The sequence below is a fragment of the Leifsonia sp. LS1 genome, from assembly GCF_020521355.1.
Lineage (GTDB): Bacteria > Actinomycetota > Actinomycetes > Actinomycetales > Microbacteriaceae > Leifsonia.
In genome coordinates this window covers 34,090-57,294 of record NZ_BPER01000002.1, presented here as the reverse complement: position 1 = coordinate 57,294, position 23,205 = coordinate 34,090, and the positions used below count along the sequence as shown (strand labels likewise).

Annotated in this window: 20 protein-coding genes; 9 read left to right on the top strand and 11 right to left on the bottom strand. The window is 70.2% G+C overall.

The features are described 5' to 3' along the window. The first annotated feature begins 31 nt into the window (after positions 1 to 31). The 5 genes from LLS1_RS03605 to LLS1_RS03585 all read left to right on the top strand — a co-directional run bounded on the left by LLS1_RS03605 (position 32) and on the right by LLS1_RS03585 (position 5,044). Complete coding sequence (locus tag LLS1_RS03605) at positions 32 to 1,099, top strand: iron chelate uptake ABC transporter family permease subunit (RefSeq protein WP_226653650.1); 1,068 nt, start codon at positions 32 to 34, stop codon at positions 1,097 to 1,099. Then, complete coding sequence (locus tag LLS1_RS03600) at positions 1,096 to 2,166, top strand: iron chelate uptake ABC transporter family permease subunit (RefSeq protein ID WP_226653649.1); 1,071 nt, start codon at positions 1,096 to 1,098, stop codon at positions 2,164 to 2,166. The genes LLS1_RS03605 and LLS1_RS03600 overlap by 4 nt, the downstream gene beginning before the upstream one ends. Continuing rightward, the gene (locus LLS1_RS03595) at positions 2,163 to 3,017 is read left to right on the top strand and encodes an ABC transporter ATP-binding protein (RefSeq protein WP_226653648.1); all 855 of its coding nucleotides are present in this window, start codon (positions 2,163 to 2,165) and stop codon (positions 3,015 to 3,017) included. The genes LLS1_RS03600 and LLS1_RS03595 overlap by 4 nt, the downstream gene beginning before the upstream one ends. Positions 3,018 to 3,028: 11 nt before the next feature. Beyond that, entirely contained in the window at positions 3,029 to 3,994 is a 966-nt protein-coding gene (locus tag LLS1_RS03590; RefSeq protein ID WP_226653647.1) for an ABC transporter substrate-binding protein, read from the top strand. 72 nt (positions 3,995 to 4,066) lie between these two features. Then, positions 4,067 to 5,044 (top strand): zinc-binding dehydrogenase, encoded by a 978-nt coding sequence (locus tag LLS1_RS03585; protein WP_226653646.1) that lies wholly within the window; start codon positions 4,067 to 4,069, stop codon positions 5,042 to 5,044. 21 nt (positions 5,045 to 5,065) lie between these two features. Here the strand turns inward: LLS1_RS03585 and LLS1_RS03580 are convergent, their stop codons facing one another. The 4 genes from LLS1_RS03580 to LLS1_RS03565 form a co-directional block, all read right to left on the bottom strand. Next, positions 5,066 to 6,382 carry a M1 family metallopeptidase gene (locus LLS1_RS03580; protein WP_226653645.1) on the bottom strand — a complete coding sequence of 439 codons (1,317 nt, stop codon included), beginning with the start codon at positions 6,380 to 6,382 and terminating at the stop codon, positions 5,066 to 5,068. After that, a complete protein-coding gene (locus tag LLS1_RS03575) occupies positions 6,379 to 10,338 on the bottom strand; it encodes a Pls/PosA family non-ribosomal peptide synthetase (RefSeq protein ID WP_226653644.1) in 3,960 nt (1,319 codons plus the stop codon). The genes LLS1_RS03580 and LLS1_RS03575 overlap by 4 nt, the downstream gene beginning before the upstream one ends. Before the next feature lie 44 nt (positions 10,339 to 10,382). Beyond that, complete coding sequence (locus LLS1_RS03570; protein ID WP_226653643.1) at positions 10,383 to 10,745, bottom strand: hypothetical protein; 363 nt, start codon at positions 10,743 to 10,745, stop codon at positions 10,383 to 10,385. Positions 10,746 to 10,811: 66 nt separating this feature from the next. Then, positions 10,812 to 11,291 carry an NUDIX domain-containing protein gene (locus LLS1_RS03565; protein ID WP_226653642.1) on the bottom strand — a complete coding sequence of 160 codons (480 nt, stop codon included), beginning with the start codon at positions 11,289 to 11,291 and terminating at the stop codon, positions 10,812 to 10,814. Positions 11,292 to 11,341: 50 nt separating this feature from the next. Between LLS1_RS03565 and LLS1_RS03560 the strand changes: the two genes are divergently transcribed. The 3 genes from LLS1_RS03560 to LLS1_RS03550 all read left to right on the top strand — a co-directional run bounded on the left by LLS1_RS03560 (position 11,342) and on the right by LLS1_RS03550 (position 14,471). After that, on the top strand, positions 11,342 to 11,800 hold the full coding sequence (locus tag LLS1_RS03560; RefSeq protein ID WP_226653641.1) for an NUDIX domain-containing protein: 459 nt from the start codon (positions 11,342 to 11,344) through the stop codon (positions 11,798 to 11,800). A gap of 64 nt (positions 11,801 to 11,864) precedes the next feature. Further along, the gene (locus LLS1_RS03555) at positions 11,865 to 13,556 is read left to right on the top strand and encodes a bifunctional 3'-5' exonuclease/DNA polymerase (RefSeq protein ID WP_226653640.1); all 1,692 of its coding nucleotides are present in this window, start codon (positions 11,865 to 11,867) and stop codon (positions 13,554 to 13,556) included. A 66-nt stretch (positions 13,557 to 13,622) separates the two neighbouring features. After that, the gene (locus LLS1_RS03550) at positions 13,623 to 14,471 is read left to right on the top strand and encodes a DUF1684 domain-containing protein (protein ID WP_226653639.1); all 849 of its coding nucleotides are present in this window, start codon (positions 13,623 to 13,625) and stop codon (positions 14,469 to 14,471) included. A gap of 27 nt (positions 14,472 to 14,498) precedes the next feature. Here the strand turns inward: LLS1_RS03550 and LLS1_RS03545 are convergent, their stop codons facing one another. Next, on the bottom strand, positions 14,499 to 15,065 hold the full coding sequence (locus LLS1_RS03545) for a PadR family transcriptional regulator (protein WP_226653638.1): 567 nt from the start codon (positions 15,063 to 15,065) through the stop codon (positions 14,499 to 14,501). A gap of 193 nt (positions 15,066 to 15,258) precedes the next feature. On the opposite strand from LLS1_RS03545, the gene LLS1_RS03540 reads away from it, so the two are divergent. Continuing rightward, positions 15,259 to 15,762, top strand: coding sequence for a DUF3145 domain-containing protein (locus LLS1_RS03540; RefSeq protein WP_226653637.1), 504 nt, complete (start codon positions 15,259 to 15,261; stop codon positions 15,760 to 15,762). 102 nt (positions 15,763 to 15,864) lie between these two features. Here LLS1_RS03540 and LLS1_RS03535 read toward each other — a convergent pair whose 3' ends face one another. The 6 genes from LLS1_RS03535 to LLS1_RS03510 all read right to left on the bottom strand — a co-directional run bounded on the left by LLS1_RS03535 (position 15,865) and on the right by LLS1_RS03510 (position 23,201). Continuing rightward, a complete protein-coding gene (locus LLS1_RS03535; RefSeq protein ID WP_226653636.1) occupies positions 15,865 to 17,100 on the bottom strand; it encodes a beta-ketoacyl synthase in 1,236 nt (411 codons plus the stop codon). Between the two features lie 111 nt (positions 17,101 to 17,211). Next, entirely contained in the window at positions 17,212 to 17,463 is a 252-nt protein-coding gene (locus tag LLS1_RS03530) for an acyl carrier protein (RefSeq protein WP_021765217.1), read from the bottom strand. 56 nt (positions 17,464 to 17,519) lie between these two features. Further along, complete coding sequence (locus LLS1_RS03525) at positions 17,520 to 18,524, bottom strand: beta-ketoacyl-ACP synthase III (RefSeq protein WP_226653635.1); 1,005 nt, start codon at positions 18,522 to 18,524, stop codon at positions 17,520 to 17,522. Positions 18,525 to 18,533: 9 nt separating this feature from the next. Beyond that, on the bottom strand, positions 18,534 to 19,454 hold the full coding sequence (locus LLS1_RS03520) for an ACP S-malonyltransferase (protein ID WP_223356319.1): 921 nt from the start codon (positions 19,452 to 19,454) through the stop codon (positions 18,534 to 18,536). Positions 19,455 to 19,533: 79 nt separating this feature from the next. Then, entirely contained in the window at positions 19,534 to 21,939 is a 2,406-nt protein-coding gene (locus LLS1_RS03515; protein ID WP_226653634.1) for a hypothetical protein, read from the bottom strand. A 53-nt stretch (positions 21,940 to 21,992) separates the two neighbouring features. Continuing rightward, positions 21,993 to 23,201, bottom strand: a complete 1,209-nt coding sequence (locus LLS1_RS03510; RefSeq protein ID WP_226653633.1) for a CdaR family transcriptional regulator — start codon at positions 23,199 to 23,201, stop codon at positions 21,993 to 21,995. Positions 23,202 to 23,205: the final 4 nt, after the last annotated feature.

Here is a 23,205-nt window from a genome sequence, read left to right as displayed (position 1 = left end):
CCCCTCCCGACGACGTCCCCAGAAAGTCCCCGTGCCCCCTCACGCCCCCACCCCCGCCGCGGTCGTCCCGCTCTCGGCCGCGGGCTCCAGGCGGCGGATGCGCCCGCTGGCCTGGCGGCTGAGTTGGCTCGTCGTCGGCGTCGCACTCCTCGTCCTCCTGCTCGGCGCGAGCCTCGCCGTCGGCGCGAAGTCCATCCCGCTCGGGCAGGTGCTCCCCGCCGTGCTCCACCCGACGGGGTCGGAGGACGACCTCGTGATCACCGGGCTCCGGGTTCCGCGCACGCTCCTCGGGCTCGTGGCCGGTGCGGCACTGGGCGTCGCCGGCGGCGTGATCCAGGCGTTCACCCGCAACCCGCTCGCAGATCCCGGCATCCTCGGCGTCAACGCCGGCGCCGCGCTCGCGGTCGCCGTGGGGGTCGCTCTGCTCGGGATGCGGGACATCTCCCAGTACCTCGGCCTCGCCCTGGTCGGCGCTATCGCCGCGACCGTCGTGGTCGCCCTCATCGGCGCGGGGCGTCGGGGAGGCTCCTCCGCCCTCCGGATGACGCTCGCGGGCGTCGGGGTCGCCGCCGTCCTGGGCGGAATCACGTCGGCCATCCAGCTCTCCGCACCGAGCGCGTTCCAAAGACTCCTGGGCTGGTCGGCCGGCAGCCTGGTGGCGCAACCCCTCTCCGCGGTCGCGCTGGTGACTCCGGTCGTCGTGGTCGGCCTCGTGCTGGCGGCGATCGCGACGCGCGGCCTCAACGCCCTCGCGCTGGGCGAGGACCTCGCAGCATCCCTCGGGAGCCGTGCCGCCGTGACACGCACGCTCGCGGTCGTGTCGGTGACGCTGCTCGCGGGCGCGGCGACCGCGGCCGTCGGGCCGATCGCGTTCGTCGGGCTCATGATTCCGCACGCGGCCCGCGCGATCGTCGGTCCGGACCAGCGCTGGATCCTCGCCTTCGCCGTCGTGCTGGGGCCGTGTCTGCTGCTGTCGGCCGACATCCTCGGCCGCATCGTGATGAACCCGGCGGAACTGCCGGTCGGGTTGGTGACGGCGTTCGTCGGAGCTCCTGTCCTGATCGCACTCGCCCGTCGCGGCCGGGGAGCGGCGCTGTGACCCGCGGCGCTCCGCCGGAGCAGGACGCAGTGTTCGCGTTCGACCGCCCGCAGGTCGTCCTCCGCGGTCGAGGGCTCTCGGTCCGGCTCTCGCGGCGGGTCGTCATCACCGTCGCGGTGCTGACGGCGCTCGCGGTCATCGTCGCGGTGCTCTCACTCGGAACCGGATCCTACGCGCTCAGCCCGGCCCAGGTGGTGGAGGCGCTCATCGGGCGCGCCCCCGGCATCGCGCACACCATCGTCGTCGACTGGCGTCTGCCGCGCGTCCTGGTCGCCGCGCTCTTCGGGATCGCCCTCGGCCTCGCCGGCTCGATCTTCCAGTCGCTCACGCGCAACCCGCTCGGGAGCCCGGACGTGATCGGATTCGACACCGGCGCGTACACCGGCGCCCTGGTCGTCATGCTCGCGCTGCACGGATCCTCCCTCGGAGTGACGGCCGGCGCCATCACCGGAGGCCTGGCGACGGCGACGGTGGTGTACCTGCTGGCCCATCGCCGAGGCATGCACGGGTTCCGCCTGATCGTGGTCGGCATCGGAACGACGGCGATGCTCACCTCTGTGAACACCTGGATGCTCCTCACCGCGGACACGCAGGAGGCCGTCAGCGCGGCGTTCTGGGGCGCAGGATCGCTCGACACCGCCGGCTACCCGCAGCTGGCTCTCGGCGCAGTCGTCTTCGTCGTGCTCTTCCCGCTCGCGGCGGCCGTGTCCCGTGGCCTGGGCCAACTCGAGCTGGGCGATGACGCGGGCGCGCAACTCGGCGTCGCCGTCGAGCGGACCAGGATCACGGCGACCGTCGTCGGTGTCGCGCTCAGCGCCACGGTCACGGCGCTGGCGGGCCCGATCGCCTTCGTCGCCCTGAGCGCCCCGCAGATCGCGCGCCGGCTCGCGGGAACGGCGGGACCGACGCTCGGCGTCTCCGCCGCCACCGGCGGCGTGCTCCTGATGTCGGCCGACTGGATCGCCCAGCACGGCCTCCCCACCCCCGTCCCGGTCGGGCTCGTCACCGTCGTGCTCGGCGGCGGCTACTTCGTCTGGCTCCTGATCGCAGAAGGGCGGCGCCGATGACCGGGTCCGCACCGCGTCCGCCGACACGTCCCGCGCCGCTCGAGGTCGACGGCGCCACTCTCGGGTACGACGGCCGGGTGATCGCGGAGGACCTCTCGGTGCGCATCCCCGACGGCTCGTTCACCGTCATCGTCGGGCCGAACGCCTGCGGCAAGTCGACGCTGCTGCGTGGTCTGGCACGACTGCTGCGGCCCTCCGCCGGGCAGGTCCTGCTCGACGGACGCGACATCCACGCCTACCGGACGAGGGAGGTCGCACGCCGCCTGGGCCTGCTGCCGCAGTCCTCGATCGCGCCGGACGGCATCACGGTCGCCGACCTGGTCGCCCGCGGTCGGCACCCCCACCAGAGCGCCTTCCGCACCTGGAGCAGGGCCGACGAAGACGCCGTGGCCGCCGCCCTCGACGCGACGGGGGTCTCGGCGCTCTCGACGTGGCGGGTCGACGAGCTCAGCGGCGGACAACGGCAGCGCGTCTGGGTGGCGCTGGCACTGGCGCAGGAGACGGGGATCCTGCTGCTGGACGAGCCGACGACCTTCCTCGACATCGCGCACCAGTACGAGCTGATGGAGCTGTTCCGCCGGCTGAACCACGACGGCCGCACGCTGGTCGCCGTGCTGCACGACCTCAATCAGGCCAGCCGCTACGCCACGCACATCGTCGCCCTCAGCGACGGTCGCGTGGTCGCGCAGGGCGCGCCGGACGACGTGGTCACCGCCGACCTCGTCCACGACGTGTTCGGCCTCCCCGCCCACGTCGTGCCCGACCCCGTGTCGGGAACGCCGCTCGTCGTCCCGTCGGGTGTCCCCGGCCGCGTCTTCGAGTCCACCCGCCCGCTCAGCACCACCGAATGAACGAAGGATCCATGACACAGCACCCCCGCCTGCGCCGCACCGTCCTCGCGTTGGGAGCCGCCGCCCTGGCGGTCGCCCTCGCCGCCTGCAGCTCGACCGCCTCCGGCGAGTCGACCGCCTCCGCCGGCACGCGCACCGTGTCGACCGCCGAAGGCGAGGTGACCGTCCCGGCACACCCCCAGCGCATCGTCTCCGTGCACGCGTGGACGACCGAGTCCCTGCTCGACATGGACGTCACCCCGGTCGGGGTGGAGAACAGCGGCGAGCAGTACGTTCCCACCCGCTATGTGCCCGCGTGGAAGAAGATCGACAAGATCGCCGAGGGCGGCACCGTCGACCTGGAGAAGATCGCCGCGCTGAAACCGGACCTCATCGTGGGCGTCGACGTCCCGTACCTCAAGGACGTCTACGCGAAGCTCTCCACGATCGCCCCGACCGCCTTCGCGCCGTTCAGCGAGAGCGCCACGTTCCAGGACTATCCGAAGTACACCGCCGCTTTCGCAGACACCGGAGCTTCCTACGAGGCGCTGAAGAAGAAGTACGACGACCGGATCGCCGAGCTGAGGTCGACGTACGCGTCGCAGCTCGCAACGGTGAAGTGGGACGTCATCCAGGGCGGCTTCGATGCGGGCAACTTCTGGATCTACAGCACCGGCTCGCCCGTCGGGGGAGTGCTGGAGTCGCTGGGCGCGACGTTCGCGTCCGCCACGGCGGGCACGAAGTCGGGAGACACGCAGTCCGTCTCGTACGAGCGGACCGACCTCCTGACGGACGCCGACGCGATCATCTACTACGTGAACAACGACGGCACTCCGGCCAACAACATCGACAAGCTGTTCGCGCTCCCGGGTTACCAGTCGCTCCCCGCGGTCACCGCGGGTCACGCCGTCGGCACACCGGACTTCCTTCCCGGCTCGTACTCCGACGGCCTCGGACTGCTCGACTCCATCGAGAAGGCACTCAAGACCTTCTCCTGATCGTTCGCTGAGCGATCGCGCGCGTGGCCTAAGCTGGAAACCGATCTGTTTCCTACCCATGAGGCGGTACCCATGCGCGCGATCGTGCAGCACCAGTTCGGCGACCCGGCGAAGGTCTTGACGGTGGAGGAGCGTCCGCTCCCGGAGCCGGGACCCGGCCAGGTCCGTGTGCGGACGCTGTACTCGCCGATCCACAACCACGATCTGTGGACCGCGCGCGGAACCTACGGCTTCAAACCCGAGCTCCCGGCCCGCGCGGGGACGGAGGCTGTCGGCGTGGTCGAGGCGCTCGGCGAAGGCGTCGAGTCGCCGGCGGTCGGCCAGCGGGTCGTCACCGGCGGGACCTTCGGGGTCTGGGCCGAGGCGTTCGTCGCGTCCGCTTCCGGTCTGATCCCGGTGCCGGACGGCCTCTCCGACGAGACGGCGTCGCAGCTCGTGGCGATGCCTTTCAGCGCGCTGAGCCTGCTCGACTTCCTCGATGTGGAGCCGGGCGATTGGATTCTGCAGAACGCCGCGAACGGCGCCGTCGGCCGCCTGCTCGCGCAGTTCGCCGCCACGCGCGGCGTCAACGTCGTCGGGCTGGTGCGGCGGGAGGCCGACGTCGCCGAGCTGGCCGACGCCGGCATCCGCCACGTCGTCGCGACCGCGCACGACGACTGGCGCCGTGCGGTGACGGAGCTGACCGGAGGCGCGCCGTTCGTCGCCGCCGTCGACTCGGTCGGCGGCGAGTCCAGCGGCGACCTGCTCCATCTCCTCGGGGAGGGCGGGACGCTGGTGTCGTTCGGCGCCATGGGCTCCGACGCGATGACCGTCTCCTCGGGCGACCTCATCTTCAAGCAGGCGACGCTCAAGGGCTTCTGGGGCAGCAAAGTGAGCGCGGCGATGCCCGCCGACAAGCGCGGGGCCCTTTTCGGCGAGCTCATCCAGGCCGCGCTGAGCGGCGCGATCACGCTGCCCGTGTCAGGCGTGTATCTGCTCGACGACATCGCCGACGCGGTGCACGCGAGTGGACGCCCGGGGCGGGTCGGCAAGGTGCTGCTGCGCCCGTAGGCGGCGCGCACCCGTCTGCCGTCACTCGGTGAGCGATGGCAGACGGGTTCCACGCAGCCAGGCGTCGAAGAACGCGTCGAGCGGTTCGTCCGCGTAGCGCGCGGCCAGAGCCTCGAAGTCGGAGGCCTGGACCGTGCCGAAGCGGTGCTCGGCGCACCACGCGCGCAGCAGGTCGTAGAAGCGGTCGTCGCCGAGGCGGAGCCGGAGTGCGTGGAGAGTGCACGCGCCGCGCTTGTAGACGCGGTCGTCGAACATCGCGTCCGGGCCCGGGTCGGCCAGGACGAGGTCGTGCGCCGTGACCCTCAGCAGCGCATGGTGGGTCCGGGCGAGCGCGTTCGCCGATGGACCTCCCGACGCCTCCGACCAGATCCACTCGGCGTAGCAGGCGAAACCCTCGTTGAGCCAGATGTCGTGCCAGGCCGCCAGCCCAACGCTGTTGCCGAACCACTGGTGGGCGAGCTCGTGGGCGACCAGACGCTCGGACCCGCCGCGTCCGTCGACGTGCGACGCACCGAAGGTGGCCATCGCCTGCGCTTCCAGGGGGATCTCGAGGGGATCCTCCGTGACGACGACGGTGTACGAGGGAAAGGGATATGGTCCGAAGCGATCCTGGAAGCACTCCAGCATGCGCGCGAGAGGGGCGAAGTCGGCGAGCACGCGGCGGGCGAGCGCCGGCGGGTAGGCGAGAACGACCTCCACGCCGCCGGTGCGGCGCGGCTCGAGCGTATACCGGCCGATCTGCACGGCGGCGAGGTAGGTGGCCGTGGGCTCCTCCCGCTCGAACACCCAGGTGCCGCGCCCGGCGCTGACACTGTGCTCGACGAGTTCCCCGGTTGCGAGCACGGTGTACGCCTGCTCCGTCGTGACGCGGATGCGGTACGCGGCCTTGTCGGAGGGGCGGTCGTTGCAGGGGAACCACGACGGTGCCCCGGAGGGCTGGGAGGCCGTGATGACGCCGTCGCTGAGCTCCTCCCAGCCGAGAGCGCCCCAGCGGGTGCGGCGAGGAACCGGCGAGCCGTCGTAGGCGATCTCGACGACGAACTCCGCGCCCTCGGGGATGGCAGCCGCCGGGGTGATGCGCAGGTGCGTCTGGTTCTGCGTGTGCTTCGTGCGCTTCTCGCCGGAGAGCCTCACCTTCTTGGCCCGCAGGTGCACCAGGTCGAGCACGATCGCCGTGAGCCGGGTCCGGGCCCGGCCGGTGATGACCGCGGTGGCGTCGAGACGGTTGGTGGCGACGCGGTAGTCCAGGGCGAGGTCGTAGGAGACCACCGCATAGTCGTCGGTGCCGGAGCGGGGGAGGTAGGCGTGCGGGGCCGGAGCGGGGGAGGAGCCGCTCATCGAACCGCCCGCTTCTGGTACTGCCGCACCACGACCTCACGCCAGGGGCCGATCGGGTTGCCGCTCCACCGGCTCCCGGTGGGCACGCTCTCGCCGCGCATGACCAGCGAGGCCGGGCCGACGGTGGCCTCCGCCCCGATCTCCGCGGCCGGGAGGATGACGCTGTGCGGGCCCAGCGTGCCGCCGCGCTCGATGATGACCTCGTCCATGCTCATGATTCGATCATGGAACAGGTGCGTCTGCACGACGCAACCCCGGTTGACCGTCGTTGCGTCGCCGAGGGTGACCAGATCGGCCTCCGGAAGCCAGTAGCTGTCGATCCAGACGCCGTGTCCGATACGCGCGCCGAGGCTGCGCAGCCACCAGACCAGCGCGGGCGTCCCGGCGGCCGACCAGGCGAACCAGGGGGCGGCCACCATCTCGGTGAAGGTGTCCGACACCTCGCTGCGCCACACGAACGACGACCAGAGCGGATGCTCGCCCGAGCGCAGGCGTCCGAGCAGCGCCCATTTGGCGAGCGAGCTGACGGCGGCGGCGGCCGCACCGGCGGCGAGCAGCACGGGTCCGCTGAGGAGCACGGCCCACCAGAGCCCCCAGGTCTCCACCAGGGCGCCGAGACCAAGGAGCACGCCCAGGCCGATCCCGCAGGTGACGAACACGGGGACGACACGGAGAAGCTCCCACGTGGCGCGCGCCACCCGGAGCACCGCAGAGGGCGCGTACGTGCGCGAGAGGTCCGCGTCCTGCGGCTGGCGCCGCAGCTTGACCGGAGGCGATCCGAGCCAGGACGTCCCGGCCTTCGCCTTGCGGGGTGCCGCCGAGAGCACCGCCACCAGTCCGTCGCGCGGCACCCTGTTGCCGCCGCCGGCCATCCCGGAGTTGCCGAGGAACGCGCGCTCACCGATCTCGACCGGAGCGACGCGGACGTACCCTCCGCCGAGCTCGTACGAGGCGACCAGCGTGTCGTCCGCGAGGAACGCGCCGTCGCGGATGTGCGTCATCGACGGCAGCAGGAGGACGGTCGACGCCTCGACGTCCGTGCCGACTCGCGCCCCGAGCATCCGGAGCCAGACCGGGGTGAAGAGGCTCGAGTAGAGCGGGAACAGCACGGTGCGCGCCATGTCGAGCAGGCGCTCCGTCGACCACACCTGCCATCCGATGCGGCTGCGCACCGGGTGCACGCCCTCCGCGACGCCGGATCCGAGCAGGCGGACAAGGAGTACGACGGCCCCCGCGAGCACGAGCCCCGTGACGAGCGTCGCGGGGATCAGCGCCGCGAACGCCCGGACGGACGTCTCGGCGATGTCGGCGGCGCCGCGCACGGCGGCCGCGAGCACGAGTCCCCCGACCGCGAACGCGATCACGGGGACGAGAGAGACGACGAGCGAAGCCGCGGCGTACGCCAGCACCCATCTGGTGCGGCGCGGAGGACGCTCCTGCGGCCACCACTCGCGCGAACGTCCCACGCGCACGGCGGGGGAGCCGGCCCAGGTCTGCCCGGCGGGTACGCGCCCGAAGACGGCGGACCCCGGGGCGACGGTGGCGCCGCGCCCGATCTTCGCGCCCGGCATCAGCGAGCTGCGTGCGCCGACCGAGCTGCCCGCACCGATGCGCACCTCGCCGATGCGCACCAGGTCGCCGTCGATCCAATAGCCTGCGAGGTCGACCTCCGGCTCGATCGAGGCTCCCGCGCCGATCCGCAGCATGCCGGTGACGGGAGGGAGGGTGTGGAGGTCCACGCCGGGCCCGATCGTCGCCCCGAGCGCCCGTGCGTAATAGCTGATCCACGGCGCACCGGCCAGGCTGGCCGCGCCGATCTGGTGCGCGACCTGCTCAGCCAGCCAGAGCCGCAGGTGCACACCGCCGCCACGCGGATAGTCGCCGGGTCGGACGCCGGCGAGCAGGAGCCGCGCCGCTCCCACGGAGATCGCCATGCGTCCCCAGGGCGTGACGAACACGACGAGACCGACGACGAGCCACGGGAGGCTGACCTCGGGCAAGGCGTCGAAACCGCCGAAGGGGCGAAGGACGGCCGCGGCCGTCAGGAGGTAGAGCAGCCAGCGCACGCCGCTCAGGATGAACAGCGGCAGGCCGAGCACCGTCTGCAGGACCTGCATGCGGCGCGGGGTCCGCGGCACCACGTGGGTCGAGGCCGCCGACGCGGAGGCCGAGCTCTCCTCGAGCGCGCGGGCCATCGCGGCGAAGCGGGGGTGGGCGTAGACGTCCGCGACGCTGATGTCGGGGTGACGACGGCGCACCAGCGAGACGAGCTGCGCCGCGGCGAGCGAGCCGCCGCCCAGATCGAAGAAGTTGTCATCGGGACCGGAGACGGGCAAGCCGAGGACGCTCCGCCAGTCGGCGGCGAGGAGCTCTGCCACGGGGTCGTCCCCGACGACGGACGGGCCGTCCCCGTCGTCCTCCAGCGGCCACGGGAGGGCCGCGCGATCCACTTTGCCGGAGGTGCGCACCGGGAGGTCGTCGACGACGGCCAGGAGGGGCACCAGCGCCGCGGGCAGCTCCTCCCGCAGCTGTGCCAGAGCCCCGGTGCGGTCGAAGGCGTCCCGCTCGGGGACGGCCAGGTAGCCGACGAGGATGTCGTTGCCCGCGGCACTCCGGCGCACGGCGGCCGCGGCGCCCGAGACGCCGGGCAGCGCCTGCAGCGCAGCCTCCACCTCGCCCAGCTCGATGCGGCGCCCGCCGACCTTCACCTGGTCATCGGCGCGCCCGAGGTAGAACAGGCCGTCGGGATCGAAGCGGACGAGGTCGCCGCTGCGGTAGGCGCGCTCCCAGCCGAGCGTGGGCATCGGCGCGTACTTCTCGGCGTCCTTCACCGGGTCCAGGTACCGGGCGAGCCCGACACCGCCGATCACGAGCTCGCCCGCCTCGCCATCGCCGACGGGCCGTCCGTCGGCGTCCACGACCGCGAGGTCCCACCCGTCGAGCGGCAGCCCGATGCGCACCGGCTCGCCGGCCGTGAGCGCCGTGCCGCATGCGACGACGGTCGCCTCGGTGGGGCCGTACGTGTTCCAGACTTCGCGGCCCTCGACCGCGAGGCGGTTCACCAGCTCGGGAGGGCAGGACTCCCCGCCGAAGATCAGGAGCCGCACGCTGTCCAGCGCCTCGGGCGGCCACAGCGCGGCGAGCGTCGGCACCGTGGAGACCACCGTGATCCGATGCGCCTCCAGCCACGGCCCGAGATCCATGCCGGTACGCACGAGCGAGCGCGGCGCCGGAACGAGGCAAGCGCCGTGTCCCCACGCCAGCCACATCTCCTCGCACGAGGCGTCGAAGGCGACCGAGAGACCGGCGAGCACGCGATCCTGCGGGCCGATGGGCTCATCCTGCAGGAAGATCCGGGCCTCGGCGTCCACGAACGCGGCGGCCGACCGATGCCGCACCGACACGCCCTTCGGGGTCCCGGTCGAACCCGACGTGAAGATGATCCAGGCGTCATCGTCCGGGATCGGCGGGTCGACCAGCGGCACGGCGGACGTGCTGGGGTGCGGGGCGGCGACGTCGAAGAGCGTGACGGGATCGGGGGCCGCGTCCACCTCCGCCGCCCGGTAGCCGGAGTCGCCGATCACCCCGCGTACGGCGGCCTCCCCGAAGACCAGGTCGGCGCGCTCCTGCGGGTCGTCCGCGTCGACCGGCACGTAGGCGGCACGAGCGGCGAGGGTGGCGAGGATCGCCAGGTACAGCTCCCGCGTGCCGGAGGTCATGCGCACGCCCACCCGGTCGCCCGGCCGCACTCCCGCCGATCGAAGCCGCCCGGCGGCCGACAGGACGATCGCGAGCAGCTCACGGTAGGACAGCGCACCACGGGCATCCTCGATCGCCGACGCCTCCGGATCGGCTGCCACCGATGCGCGCAGGATGTCGATCAGGGTGCGCGGTGCAGGAGCGAGGGCGGACCTCAGCAGCAGCCCGGGCGCGGCGGTTCCGTCGGGGTCAGTCACGGGCGTTCACGCTAGGGCCGCACGGTTACCGGCCGGTGAACAGGTCAGCCTTCGCCGAGGGCGTGGAGCAGCTGCGCCTTGTTCATCCGGGAGTAGCCCTGGATGCCCTGCGCCTTCGCGCGGTCGCGGAGGCTGTGAAAGGTGGGGATGCCCGACGAGGGGCTCGCGGCGACATCCGGGCCGGCGATGGCATCGGCCTGCTCCTTCGCGGCGCGGGCTGCCTTCTCGCTGCGTCGCACGGCCTTTCTGGCGTCCTTGGCCGCTTGCTCCAGCCGGGCGGTCAGCTCCTCCGCCGCCTTGCGCGAGCGCTTGTCGAGCTTCTTCACCGCCCGCTCCGCCTCGTCGACCGCCGCACGGGCCGCGACCAGCGCCCGCTCGGCCTCCTTCTCCACCTTTTTCGCGCTCACGGCTCCTCCTCGACGTCCCGGGGTCCTGGACGGCCTCCTCGCGCTCACCATACGACCGAACGGGAGTCATGCGCCCTCCCCAGTCGCGAGAACCGCTCGCAGCGCCTCCAGAATGGGCCGCTGCCCCTTCGCGAGCTTCGTCACCGCTTCGTCCAGCGCGAACCAGCCGGCGGCGTCGATCTCCGGGAACGCCTGCGTGCGCCCGGAGCGGGGCGGCCACTCGAGCTCGAACGTGTTGCTGCGCACCTCGGCGAGTTCGAAGCCCGGGGCCTCCGCCGCCCAGACGACGAACACCTTGCCGGAGGCGCGGAACTCGCCGAGGGCGACGTAGGCGGCGTCGGGCGCGGGGACGCCCATCTCCTCGGCGAACTCGCGCAGCGCCGCGGCCAGCTCATCGCGGTCCGCGTCCTCGACGATCCCCTTCGGGAGCGACCAGGCTCCCTCGTCCTTGCGCGCCCAGAACGGACCGCCCATGTGCGCGATCCACACCTCGGTGCCCCGCGCACCCGGACGATGGAGGAGCACGGCGGCGCTGCGGACGGTCATAGTCCGACCCTACGTCCGCACCCGCGGTCGCGGGCGGCTAACGTGGAACCGTGAACTCGGGTGACGCGTGGGTCGAAGGTCCGCAGGGCGAGCGCTTCTGGGGCCGCTACGGCGCGGCCGGGCTGCTCGTGCACGACCTCCGCCGCGGCATCCTGCTGCAGCATCGCGCCGACTGGAGCCACTTCGGCGGAACCTGGGGCCTGCCGGGCGGAGCGCGGCACGAGGGCGAGACCGCCGTCGAGGGAGCACTGCGCGAGGCCGGCGAGGAGGCCGCGGTGCCCGCCGATGCCGTGCACGTCCTCTTCGAGAGCGTGCTCGACCTGGGCTTCTGGTCGTACACGACGGTCGTCGCCCAGGCCGTGCGCCCCTTCGAGGCGCGCATGGCCGATATCGAGAGCATCGAGCTGCGCTGGGTGCCGCTCACCGAGGTCACCGACCTTCCGCTGCATCCGGGCTTCGGTGCCGCCTGGCCCGCGCTGCGTGCGCGCCTCACCGGCCTCGGCGACTGAGACGCCACGGACGGTGCCGGCATAGCTCCCCGGCGATGTCTGCGGCACGGCAGAGAATGGGGGAGTGCACATCGTCCTCGAACGCGTCGGACGCGACGCGGTCCGCGCCGTCCCCCTCGAGAGCGGTGCGGCGGGCGAACCGCGGGACTTCCCGGCATCGCAGCTGCCCGCGTACGTCACGCGTCTCGAGAGCGCTCCGACCGCCGATGACCGGCCGCGCTGGGTGTGGAGCGACACCCGCTCCTGGTACCCGGCACTGCTCCGCGCCGGGGTGCGCGTCGAGCGGTGCGTCGACCTGACGCTCTCGCACGCCATCCTGCGCGCCTCCACGCTGAGCGCGACGTCGCCGCTGGCGACGGGACCGGCGACGGTCTGGGACGCCGCGACCGCGGTGGAGGACGCACCCCCGCCCAGCCACTCCGCCCTCTTCGATTTCGACGCCGACCTCTCCGGAGGGGCGGCCGAGGCGTCGTCCCTGGCCGAGTTCACGGCGCAGCAGGAGGCTGTGGCGGGCAGCGCCGACCCCGGCCGTCTCCGGCTGCTGCTGGCGGCGGAGTCCGCCGGCGCGCTCATCGCCGTCGAGATGCGGCAGTGCGGGCTGCCGTACAGCGCCGCACGGCACGACGAGCTGCTCACGACCCTCCTGGGAGCGCGCCCCGCCTTCGGCCGGCCCGCCGTGCTGGAGCACCTCGCACAGCAGGTGCGCGCGGAGCTCGACGCGCCCGACCTCAACCCGGACAGCCCGCCCTCGCTGCTGAAGGCGCTGCGGCGAGCGGGAATCCTCGTCGACTCCACCGGCTCGTGGGAGCTGCGGGAGGTGGAGCACCCCGTGATCGAGCCCCTGCTGCGGTACAAGAAGCTGTCCCGCCTGCTCTCCGCCAACGGCTGGGCCTGGCTCGAGAGCTGGGTGCACGATGGTCGCTTCCGCCCGGACTACGTCCCGGGAGGCGTCGTGACAGGAAGGTGGGCCACACGGGGCGGAGGCGCGCTGCAGCTGCCGAAGCAGGTGCGCGGCGCGGTGGTGGCCGATCCCGGCTGGAAGCTCGTGGTCGCGGATGCAGCGCAGCTCGAGCCGCGCATCCTGACCGGACTCTCTGCCGACACCGCGATGGCGGACGCCGGGCGCGGCAAAGACCTCTACGCGGGCATCGTCGCATCGGGGGCGGTCGACGAGCGGGCGCACGCGAAGGTCGCCATGCTCGGCGCCATGTACGGTGCGACCACGGGGGAGAGCGGACGACTGATGCCGCGGCTCACCCGCGCGTTCCCGCGCGCCGTCCGCCTGGTCGAGGAGGCGGCGCGAGCCGGGGAGCGCGGTGCGGTCGTGACCTCGCGCCTGGGCCGCAGCTCGCCGCCGCCGAGCGCGGCCTGGCGCACGGCGCAGTCCGCCGCCTCCGCCGCGGACTCGACCGCCGCCGACGAGAGACGCGCCCGCGCGCAGGCCCGTGACTGGGGCCGCTTCACGCGCAACTTCGTGGTGCAGGCCACCGCGGCGGAGTGGGCGCTGTGCTGGATGGCGGAGCTCCGGAACCGGCTCACCGCTCTCGCACCCGGGCGCCCGCTCGCGGAGTCGCCGCACCTCGTGTACTTCCTCCACGACGAAGTGATCGTGCACACGCCCGCCGCCCTGGCCGAGGAGGCGGCCGCCGCGGTCGAGGAGTCCGCCGCCCGCGCGGGCCGGCTGCTGTTCGGCGCGTTCCCCGTCGACTTCCCGGTGACGGCCGCGATCGTCGACACCTATGCCGAGGCGAAGTGAGCGTCGCGTGGAATTCCGGGGTGTCGGACTTGGTTGTCACCCACGACCTGATCGAGGATGGAGACCATGACTGACACCGCTGCCGCCCCCACCGACCCCAACGCCGTCCTGGCCCGGTACCGGCAGCGCCGCGAGCAGGCGGTGACCGCCCCGCAGGGCAATCTCGCGCTCGTGAACACCCAGTGGATCACTGGCGACCCCGAGGGACCCGCGCAGCCGGTCTGGGGCGTGCCCGGACTGTGGTCGCCCCTGCCCGCCGGCGAGTCCGGACTGAAGGTCACGGCGAGTGCGACCGACGACATCTTCGTCGACGAGGTGCTGGTCGACGGCTCCGCCATCGTCCGCGGCAAGGACGACCCGAACCCCGGCGCGATCCGGTTCAGCGGGACGCAGACGGGATTCGTGATCGCCAGCGAGGAGGGCGACTACGCGCTGCGGGTGTGGGACGCCGAGTCGGAGGCCATTCAGCAGTTCGGCTCCATCGACGCCTTCCCCTTCAACCGCGACTGGATCATCCAGGCGACCTTCACCCCGATCGAGGGCGGCAAGACCGTCGGCTTCGAGCACCTGAAGGATGACGGCAAGACCCGAGACATGGTCGTCCCGGGCGAGATCACGTTCAGCAAGGACGGCGTCGACTACAACCTCGCCGCCTTCAAGTCGGGGCGCGCCCTGCAGCTGGTCTTCGCCGACACCACCAATGGCGACAGCACGTACTCGGTCGGCCGCTTCCTCTTCGTCGTCCCCAACGAGGACGGCACGGTCACGCTCGACTTCAACCTCGCCGTGCTTCCGCCCTGCGCGTTCAGCTACAACTTCAATTGCCCGCTGCCGCCCGCGCAGAACCGTTTCGCGGTGCCGATCGAGGCCGGCGAGAAGAACGTGCTGAACAAGGAGGGCGGCCTCCTCCACTGAGCCCGTCCGCTCACTGAGCCCGTCCGCTCAGACCGAGTCGGCTGCCGGGCGGCGCCCACGCCGGGGACGCTCGGGGGATCGGGGCCGCAGCAGCACCTCCGGGTGGGTGCCGAGCGCGGCGGCGACCTCGTCGAGCCACTCGATGGCGGCCGTGGCACCCAGCTCGGCCGCGCGGTTGGCGACGAGCAGCGCCTTCGAGTCGGCATCGTGGGTGAGCTCCCGGATCCGCTCGGCGAACGCTGCGCGATAGTCCGCGACGATCGCGGGCGCGTCCGCCCCGGCGATCGAGGCGGCGAGCAGCACCTGGTCCTGCATCTCATCCCAATCGGGCTCCGTCGCGCGCGGGCCTGTCGTGAGCCACGCCCACGCGGCGCCGGCCCCCGCGGCGGTGAGCGCATACTGCGGGAGACCGTCCTCCGTCGTCCCCGCCGATTCGATGAGACCCTGATCGGTCATGCGATCGAGTGTGGAGTAGACCTGGCCCGCGTTGAGCTGACGGCGGTGGGCGGCACGCGTCAGGAACTCGTTCTGCAGCTGGGAACCGTACGCCGCGCCCTGCGTCAGGATGGCGAGGAAACCGTTCTGTACCGACATACTCGGTATGCTATTCCGCCCGACACGCCGTGGCACGCGAGAAACGCCGAATCACAATCTTGTAACTCCGGCGCGTTGTCCGGCATAATCGTCCGCAGTGGCGCGCTCGCGTGCCCGGAGAACTTCATACGCGGCAGGGGACATCCGCTCGTTGGTCGTTGGGGAAGACGCACCAAGCGAACGGAGGAGAACCATGTCGGCTCACGCAGCTCGAGGAGTGCTTTACGTGCACTCCTCTCCCGGCGCGCTCTGCCCCCACATCGAGTGGGCGGCGGGTCGCGCCCTCGGTCGTGCCGTCAGCTTCACGTGGGAAGCGCAACCGGTGCTCAAGGGATCCCAGCGCACCGAGTTCTTCTGGGACGGCCCTCGAGGGACGGGCGCCCGCCTGGCGTCCGCGCTCCGCGGCTGGGAGCACCTCCGCTACGAGGTGACGGAAGACGCCGGACTCGGAACCGACGGCGGCCGGTGGATGCACACCCCCGACCTCGGCATCTTCTTCGCCCAGACCGACACGGCGGGCAACATGGTCGTGCCGGAGGAGCGCGTACGGTACGCCATGGAGATCGCCGGCTCCAGCGCCCTCGAGCTTCACCGCGAGCTGCGCCTCGCACTCGGCCAGGCCTGGGACGATGAGCTGGAGCCCTTCCGGCACGCCCACGACGACACATCGGTGATCTGGCTGCACAAGGTCGGCTGAACGGACTCCCGCGGTGGGCCCGGCTCCGGCCGCCCGCGCGCGGTGACGGAAAGCGAGAGGCCCCGGTCGACGCGACCGGGGCCTCTCGCTTTCGGGGAGGGCTCAGACGGAGCGGAAGGCGACGACCGCGTTGTGGCCGCCGAACCCGAAGGAGTTGCTGATGCCGAGCTGCGGTCCGTCGCCGAGGGGCTGTGGGGTACCGGAGACCTGCAGCGGGATCGCCGGGTCCTGCTCGGTCAGGTTGATCGTCGGCGGGGCGACACGATCGCGGAGCGCGAAGATCGTGAACACGGCCTCCAGCGCTCCGGTCCCGCCGAGGAGGTGGCCGGTGGACGCCTTCGTCGCCGACACGGGGATGCCGTGGACGCGGTCGCCGAAGACCTCGCGCAGCGCGACGTACTCCGCCGGGTCGCCCACGGGCGTGCTGGTGGCGTGCGCGTTGATGTGCGTGACCTCGTCCGGCGAAGCGCCGGCCTGCGCCAGTGCCATCCGCACCGCCCGGCTGGCGCCGCGACCCTCGGGGTCGTTGGCCGTGATGTGGTACGAGTCGGCGGTCACGCCGCCGCCCACGACCTCGGCGTAGACCTTCGCGCCGCGGGCGAGCGCGTGCTCCTCGGTCTCCAGGACAAGGGCGCCGGCGCCCTCGCCCATGACGAAGCCGTCGCGGTCGACGCTGTAGGGGCGCGAGGCGGTCGCGGGGGAGTCGTTGCGGCGCGAGAGGGCCTGCATCGACGAGAAGGAGGCGATGGTGATCGGGTGGATCGCCGATTCGCTCCCGCCTGCGATGACGATGTCGGCGAGGCCGGCCTGCAGGTGCTCATAGGCGTTGACGAGCGACTCGGTGCTCGATGCGCAGGCGGAGGCGACAGTGCGTGCGAACGCACGGGCCTCGAAGTGCATGGAGATGGCGGCCGACGCGGCATTGGGCATCAGCATCGGCACCGTCATCGGGAGGACGCGACGGGGTCCGCGCTCGCGCAGGGTGTCCCAGGCGTCGAGCAGGGTCCACACGCCACCGATGCCGGTCGCATAGTCGACGCCCAGGCGCTCCGGCACGACCTCGGGGGAGCCGGCATCGGCCCAGGCCTCCATGGCGGAGACGAGGGCGAGCTGGCTCGACGGGTCGAGGCGCTTGGCGACGGGGCGCTCGAGCACGGTGTCCGGGCGGACCTTCGCCTCGGCGGCGAAGGTGACCGGCAGCTCGTACTTCTCGACCCACTCGTGCTCGAGGGAACGGGCTCCGGACTCGCCGGCGAGCAGTGCCTGCCAGCTCTCCGGGGCGGTGCCACCGAGCGGCGACGATGCGCCCACGCCGGTGACGACGATCTTCTTGGTCATGACGACAACTCTCCGTAGTTCGGTCCGTGAGGCTCGCGGGATGGCGCGAGCGCTCGCGCGGGCGGCGGCCGATCGGCGCGCCGCCCGCGCGGAGAACGTTTCTTGCGGGGCCTAGGCGTCCTGCGCCTTGACGATGAACTCGACCGCGTCGCCGACCGTCTTGAGGTTCTTGACCTCCTCGTCGGGGATCTTGACGTCGAACTTGTCCTCGGCGTTGACCACGATGGTCATCATCGAGATGGAGTCGATGTCGAGGTCGTCGGTGAACGACTTGTCCAGCTCAACCGTGTCGGTCGCGATGCCGGTCTCGTCGTTGATGAGCTCGGCCAGGCCGGCGAGAACTTCTTCGGTGGACAATGCCATGGTGTTTTCTCCTTGAGGGGGTGTCGTTTTGACCGTTGTTCAGTCTAGGGCAGGGCCTACGGGAGCACGACGACCTGCGCGCCGTACACGAGACCGGCGCCGAAGCCGATCTGGAGCGCCAGGCCGCCCGAGAGATCCGGGTGCTCCTGGAGGAGGCGGTGGGTCGCGAGCGGGATCGATGCGGCGGAGGTGTTGCCGGTCGTCTCGATGTCGCGCGCGATCGCGACGGTGTCGGGCAGCTTGAGCTGCTTGGCGAACTCGTCCACGATGCGCATGTTCGCCTGGTGCGGGATGAAGGCGGCGAGCTGGTCGGGCGTGACGCCGGCGGCATCGAGGGCTTCCTTGGCGACCTTCGCCATCTCCCACACCGCCCAGCGGAAGACCGTCTGGCCCTCCTGCCGCAGGGTCGGCCACGGGCTCTCCCCGTCGCGGAACTCGGTGAGCGTGCTCGACATCCCGACCGCGTCGGCCTTCGAGCCGTCGGAGCCCCAGATCGTGCGGGAGATTCCGGGATACTCGCTCGGGCCCACCACGACGGCGCCCGCGCCGTCGCCCAGCAGGAACGAGATGGTGCGGTCGGTCGGATCGACCACGTCGGAGAGCTTCTCGGCGCCGACGACGAGCGCGTAGTGCGCGACGCCCGTGCGGATCAGGGCGTCCGCCTGGGCGATGCCGTAAGCGTAGCCGGCGCACGCTGCGTTCACGTCGTAGGCAGCGGCCGGGTTCGCGCCCACGCGGTCGGCCAGCACGGCGGCCAGTGACGGGGTCTGCTGCGAGTTGGAGATCGTCGCCACGATCACGGCGTCGATGAGCGCGGGGTCGACGCCCGACTTCGCGATCGCCTCTCGCGACGCCTCCGTCGCCAGGTCGACGGCGAGGACATCGTGGCTGGCGCGGGTGCGGGTGACGATCCCCGTGCGCTGGCGGATCCACTCGTCCGACGAATTGATCGGGCCGACGAGGTCGTCGTTCGGGACGACGAGGTCGCCGCGGGCGGCGCCGATGGAGAGGATGCGGGTGTACTGCGGTCCGTGGGACTGCTGCAGGGTGGGGTGGGTCATCCGGTCCTCCTAGGCGGCCTGGTCGATGAGGTCGAACGCGGCGGGCAGGTCCTCCGGCGTTTTGATGGCGACGCTCGGGACGCCCTTGAGCCCGCGCTTGGCGAGGCCGACGAGCGCGCCGGCCGGGGCCAGTTCGATGATGCCGGTGACTCCGGCCTCCTGGAACGACTGCATGGTGAGGTCCCAGCGGACGGGCGACGAGACCTGGCCGACGAGGAGGCGCAGGAACGCGGCGCCATCGGTGACGCGCGATCCGTCCTTGTTCGTCCAGAGCGGCAGGGTCGGGTCCTGCGTGGTGAGCGTCTCCGCGAACGTCGACAGCACCGGGACGGCGGGCGCCATGTACCGTGTGTGGAACGCTCCGGCGACCTGCAGCGGGATGACGCGGGCGCGGGCCGGCGGGTTCTCGCCCAGGGCCGCGAGGGCATCGAGTGCTCCGGCCACCACGATCTGACCGCCGCCATTGTAGTTGGCGGGGGAGAGGCCGAGCGCGTCCAGCTGAGCGAGCAGCTCGGCCTCGTCGGCGCCGATCACGGCGCTCATGCCGGTCGGCGTCTCCGCGGCGGCGCGGGCCATGGCGGCTCCGCGCTCACGCACGAAGGCGACGGCGTCCGTCTCGCTCAGCACGCCCGCGCCGGCGGCCGCGGTGAGCTCGCCGACCGAGTGGCCCGCGATGCCGCCGATCCTGTCCCGGCGGCCGTCCGCGAAGAGCGCCGACAGCGTCAGAAGCCCCGCGGACACGATCAGCGGCTGCGCCACCGCCGTGTCGCGGATGGTGTCCGCGTCGCTGACCGTGCCGTGCGCGACGAGGTCGATGCCGACCGCGTCGGAGATGCCGGTGAGCTGGTCGCGGAACGACGTCTCGGTCAGCCAGGGGTCGAGGAAGCCGGGAGTCTGGGAGCCTTGGCCCGGGCACACGATCACAATCACTTGACTCAGTCTGCCAATCTTCCGCCGTGCGGATGTGTCGAATGGGTACGAAGTTTTTCGAGAAGCTTTGTCGGATTAGTTATGAGTTACGAGCCATCGAACGCTCGACTCTCTGAATGTCGCGGTCGAGCATTCGCTTTGAGCTCGGCCACTCCCATGGGCCGCCATTCGGCACCTCACGCCATTGAGCGTCGAGATACTTCGCTATCAGCCTGACGCGGGCAACGCGCTGCTCAAGCGTAAACACCTCACCTATTGAGGTTCGCGCCTCGTCGTCGAGAACAGGGAGATCTACCGCGATCGCGTCAAAATACGTGAACATCTGCAAGAGATGCTTGTAAGCGTATGCACCCACGGTTGTTATTCGATATACCTCGTCATCTGAGGACCTTCCAAACTTTCGCGTCGATTCGACAAGGCGAAACCGAGTCCCATAATCCAACGCATCACTAATTTCAGCTGGGTCAAAACCTATCCCTTGCATGGCTGAATAAAGCTCCTGCGAGCTAACGTAACCATGCTCTGTGTCGAGCTCCCCCGCTTTCTGCGCGTGCGCAAGGAGCAACGGCATTAGGAAGTGTTCCCGCGGGTCGCGGCGCGTCAATCGAAGTAGATTCGGAACGGGGGATGAATCGGGGTCATAGTACCGGTGGTCACCAAACATGATGGACCGAAGAAACTCATGTGGCGGGATTGTGTAGCCCCGCTCACTTTGAATAGCGATAATTTTCTCAGTATTGATGTGCCCGCTGCCGATGAAGTCGGTAACAAACTGAAGCGCCATGCGCATGTTTCCACCCGCGAGATTATCGATCAAGCGCATCAGATTCTCATTAGACGCGAAGTTCTCCGAAAGCACCTCCAGGAATGTCTCCAAGCTGCTACTGTCCAGCTGAATACCCGCGGGGAAAGATGGAAGCCTCCCCGTTTGTCGGAGGCGGTCAAGCGCAAATTTGACGCGAAGTTTGAGCATCACGTCTGTCCGCGGCGGGGAGATCGTAAATACCCGAGGGTGGTAGCCGGAGATCGCTCCCTCGCGTTCGGAGCTATAGAAAGTCTCAGGCCGCAATGTCACGAAAACGGTTGCTGGCCACCGCTGCGCGAGCTCATTTGCGATCAAGAACACTTCGTTCTGATCGGCGGCGCTTCTCTGATCGATGTTGTCAAGGAAGATAACGACCTGTCGATGCCATGATCGTCGTATCCACTCAAACACGCCGAGCAGATAGCCGGTCCGGTCGGCCATCTTTTCAGAGATGAACGCAATGCGTGCGCGTCTGTAGCCAGCCTCGTCAAATCCGATGAGGGCTCCCTCAGGCGAGTCGTCGAACAACTTTAGCTCCCGACGCAGCACGTCCTCGGCAAAGGACATCGATAGGACGTTCGTGTCGTACTTCGCTTGGAGTTGGTCTACACAGCAATCGAGGACGTGGCTGGAAAGCTCGCGAAGGCTGGACGAGGAGCCAAAATCAACGTAGATGCTAACGCTCTCTCCGAGAACCTCTTTAGCATCCACGTGGATAAGACGTTCAATGAACGTGCTCTTGCCCGACCCGACGTCTCCGAGAAGAATTATGGGGCGATTTGAAAGTGCGGCTTGAATAACGTCAGTTGAGAACCCCTCCGCGATTCCTCGACGGGACGAGGCTTCAGTCACGGTCGTCGCCGCAACCGATTCAAGAAGTTCGTAGCGTGTGCTGAGGATCTGTTTGCTCACCTCGGAGTACTGTGAGAGAGCCCCGCTCGACGCGTAGCACTCGCGAAGGAATACCTCTTGCAGATCCTCGAGATCATCGAGGTTTCCCAGGAAAAGGTCTCCCAGAATCTGTAGGCCCGTTTGAAGGTCATTGCGTCGCTGAAATCCCGGATAGTCGGTCAATCGAAACGAAAGCGGGTCTGGGGGAAGTGGAACGCTGCTGTGCAGCGTTTGATACAAGCTGCGCTGCCGCAGGCCTTCGGGGGAAAGGTTATTCCACAGAACGATGAACTCGGCCAGCATCGCCTCTGCGGTGGCGAACACCAATGCGCTAGCCTCCAGCGGAGCTAAACCGTCGGTGCGCGAGGCCAAAAAGACCACAAGCTGATGCCCATTGAATGCAACTGCGATCGAGACCCCGCGTTCTTGCGCGTATCGCGCAACCTGCTGAATTGCATCGCGTAGCGAGCGATTGGCACTACCGGATATCAACGCGGGGATTGGCGTTACCCGCGCGCCGAGCGACTCCGGGAGTTGAAAATCTACTCCTGTTCGTTTTGCCTCAAGTATGAATTGAGCGCCGGGGACTCCAACTGAGTAGTCCAAATAGCCGGATTCCGTTGGCGATTCATTACGGATGTTGTGCTCCGGCCAACCTAAGACGTCGATGAGAAGACGGTTAACAATATGAAATCTCGTATCCGCTTCGTTGTAGTTGGACTCACGAGCCTTCACTATTTCGGGAAGAAGCTTTTGGAGAGCGGAGTAACCCTCCTCAATCGAATTCATGAAATCGAACGTACCGAATAGGCCCTGACGAACAACACCGCCTCGCCGGCCAACTAGCCGCGCCGGGACGGCTCGGGCTCGTTGATCGAACCCACGATGAGAGCCGCCTGCAGGATCAACGCCTCCCGGGCGCCGGTCGCATCCCAGCCGATCACCTCCGAGACGCGCTTCAAGCGGTAACGCACCGTGTTCGGGTGCACGAACAGCTCGCGCGCCGTGGCCTCCAGCGAGCGGCCGTTGTCGAGATAGCACCACAGTGTGGTCAGCAGCTCGCTGGAGTACGCCTGCAGCGGCTTGTAGATGCGGGTGATCAGCGTCACCCGCGCGAGCCCGTCGCCCGCGAGAGCGCGCTCGGGCAGGAGGTCGTCCGCGTGCACGGGGCGTGGGCAGTTGCGCCACGCCTTCGCCACGGCGAACCCGGCCAGCGCGGCCTTCGCGCTCTTGGAGGCGTCGACCAGGCTCGCCACCTCGTGACCGAGCACGAGATGACCGGCGCCGAACTCCGGCTCCAGCTGCTGGGCGATCTCCAGGAAGCTGACCGCGGGGGCCGTCCCGATGGACTCCTCCGCGGTGCCGTCGTTGGGGACGGCACGGCCGATCACCAGCACCAGCCGGCTGCCCTGCACGCCGATGAGCACGTCGGCGGACATGTGGCGTGCAGTGCGGCGCAACTGGTCGACATCGAGGATCCGCGGGGCCGTGCCGACGAGTACGCTCACCTCTCCGTGGCCGTGCCAGCCGAGGGCGGCGATCCGGCTCGGGAGCTCGTCGTCGTACTCACCCGTGAGGATGCTGTCGACGACCAGCGCCTCCAGGCGCGCGTCCCACAAGCCCCGCGCCTCCGCGGCGCGGGCGTAGACGTCCGCCGCCGCGAAGGCGATCTCGCGCGAATAGAGCAGGATGGCCTCCCGCAGCGCCTCCCCGCCGCCGACCTTCACCCGCTCCTCGACCACCTCGACGGTGATCTTGATGAGCTGGAGGGTCTGCTGGAGGCTGACGCTCCGGAGCAGCTCACGAGGAGCCGCCCCGAAGACGTCGGCCGCGATCCACGGGGTCGAGCGGGGGTCGTCGAACCATGAGATGAACGACGAGATGCCGGCCTGGGCGACCAGCCCGACCGCACTGCGGCGGCCGGGCGGCATGTCGCGGTACCAGGGGAGAGTGTCCTCGAGCCGCTTGAGCGTGGTCGTGGCGAGCTCGCCCGAGATCTTGCGCAGCCACGCAAGGGTCTCGGCCTTGGTCCTCTCGACTTGCTTCGGCACGGAG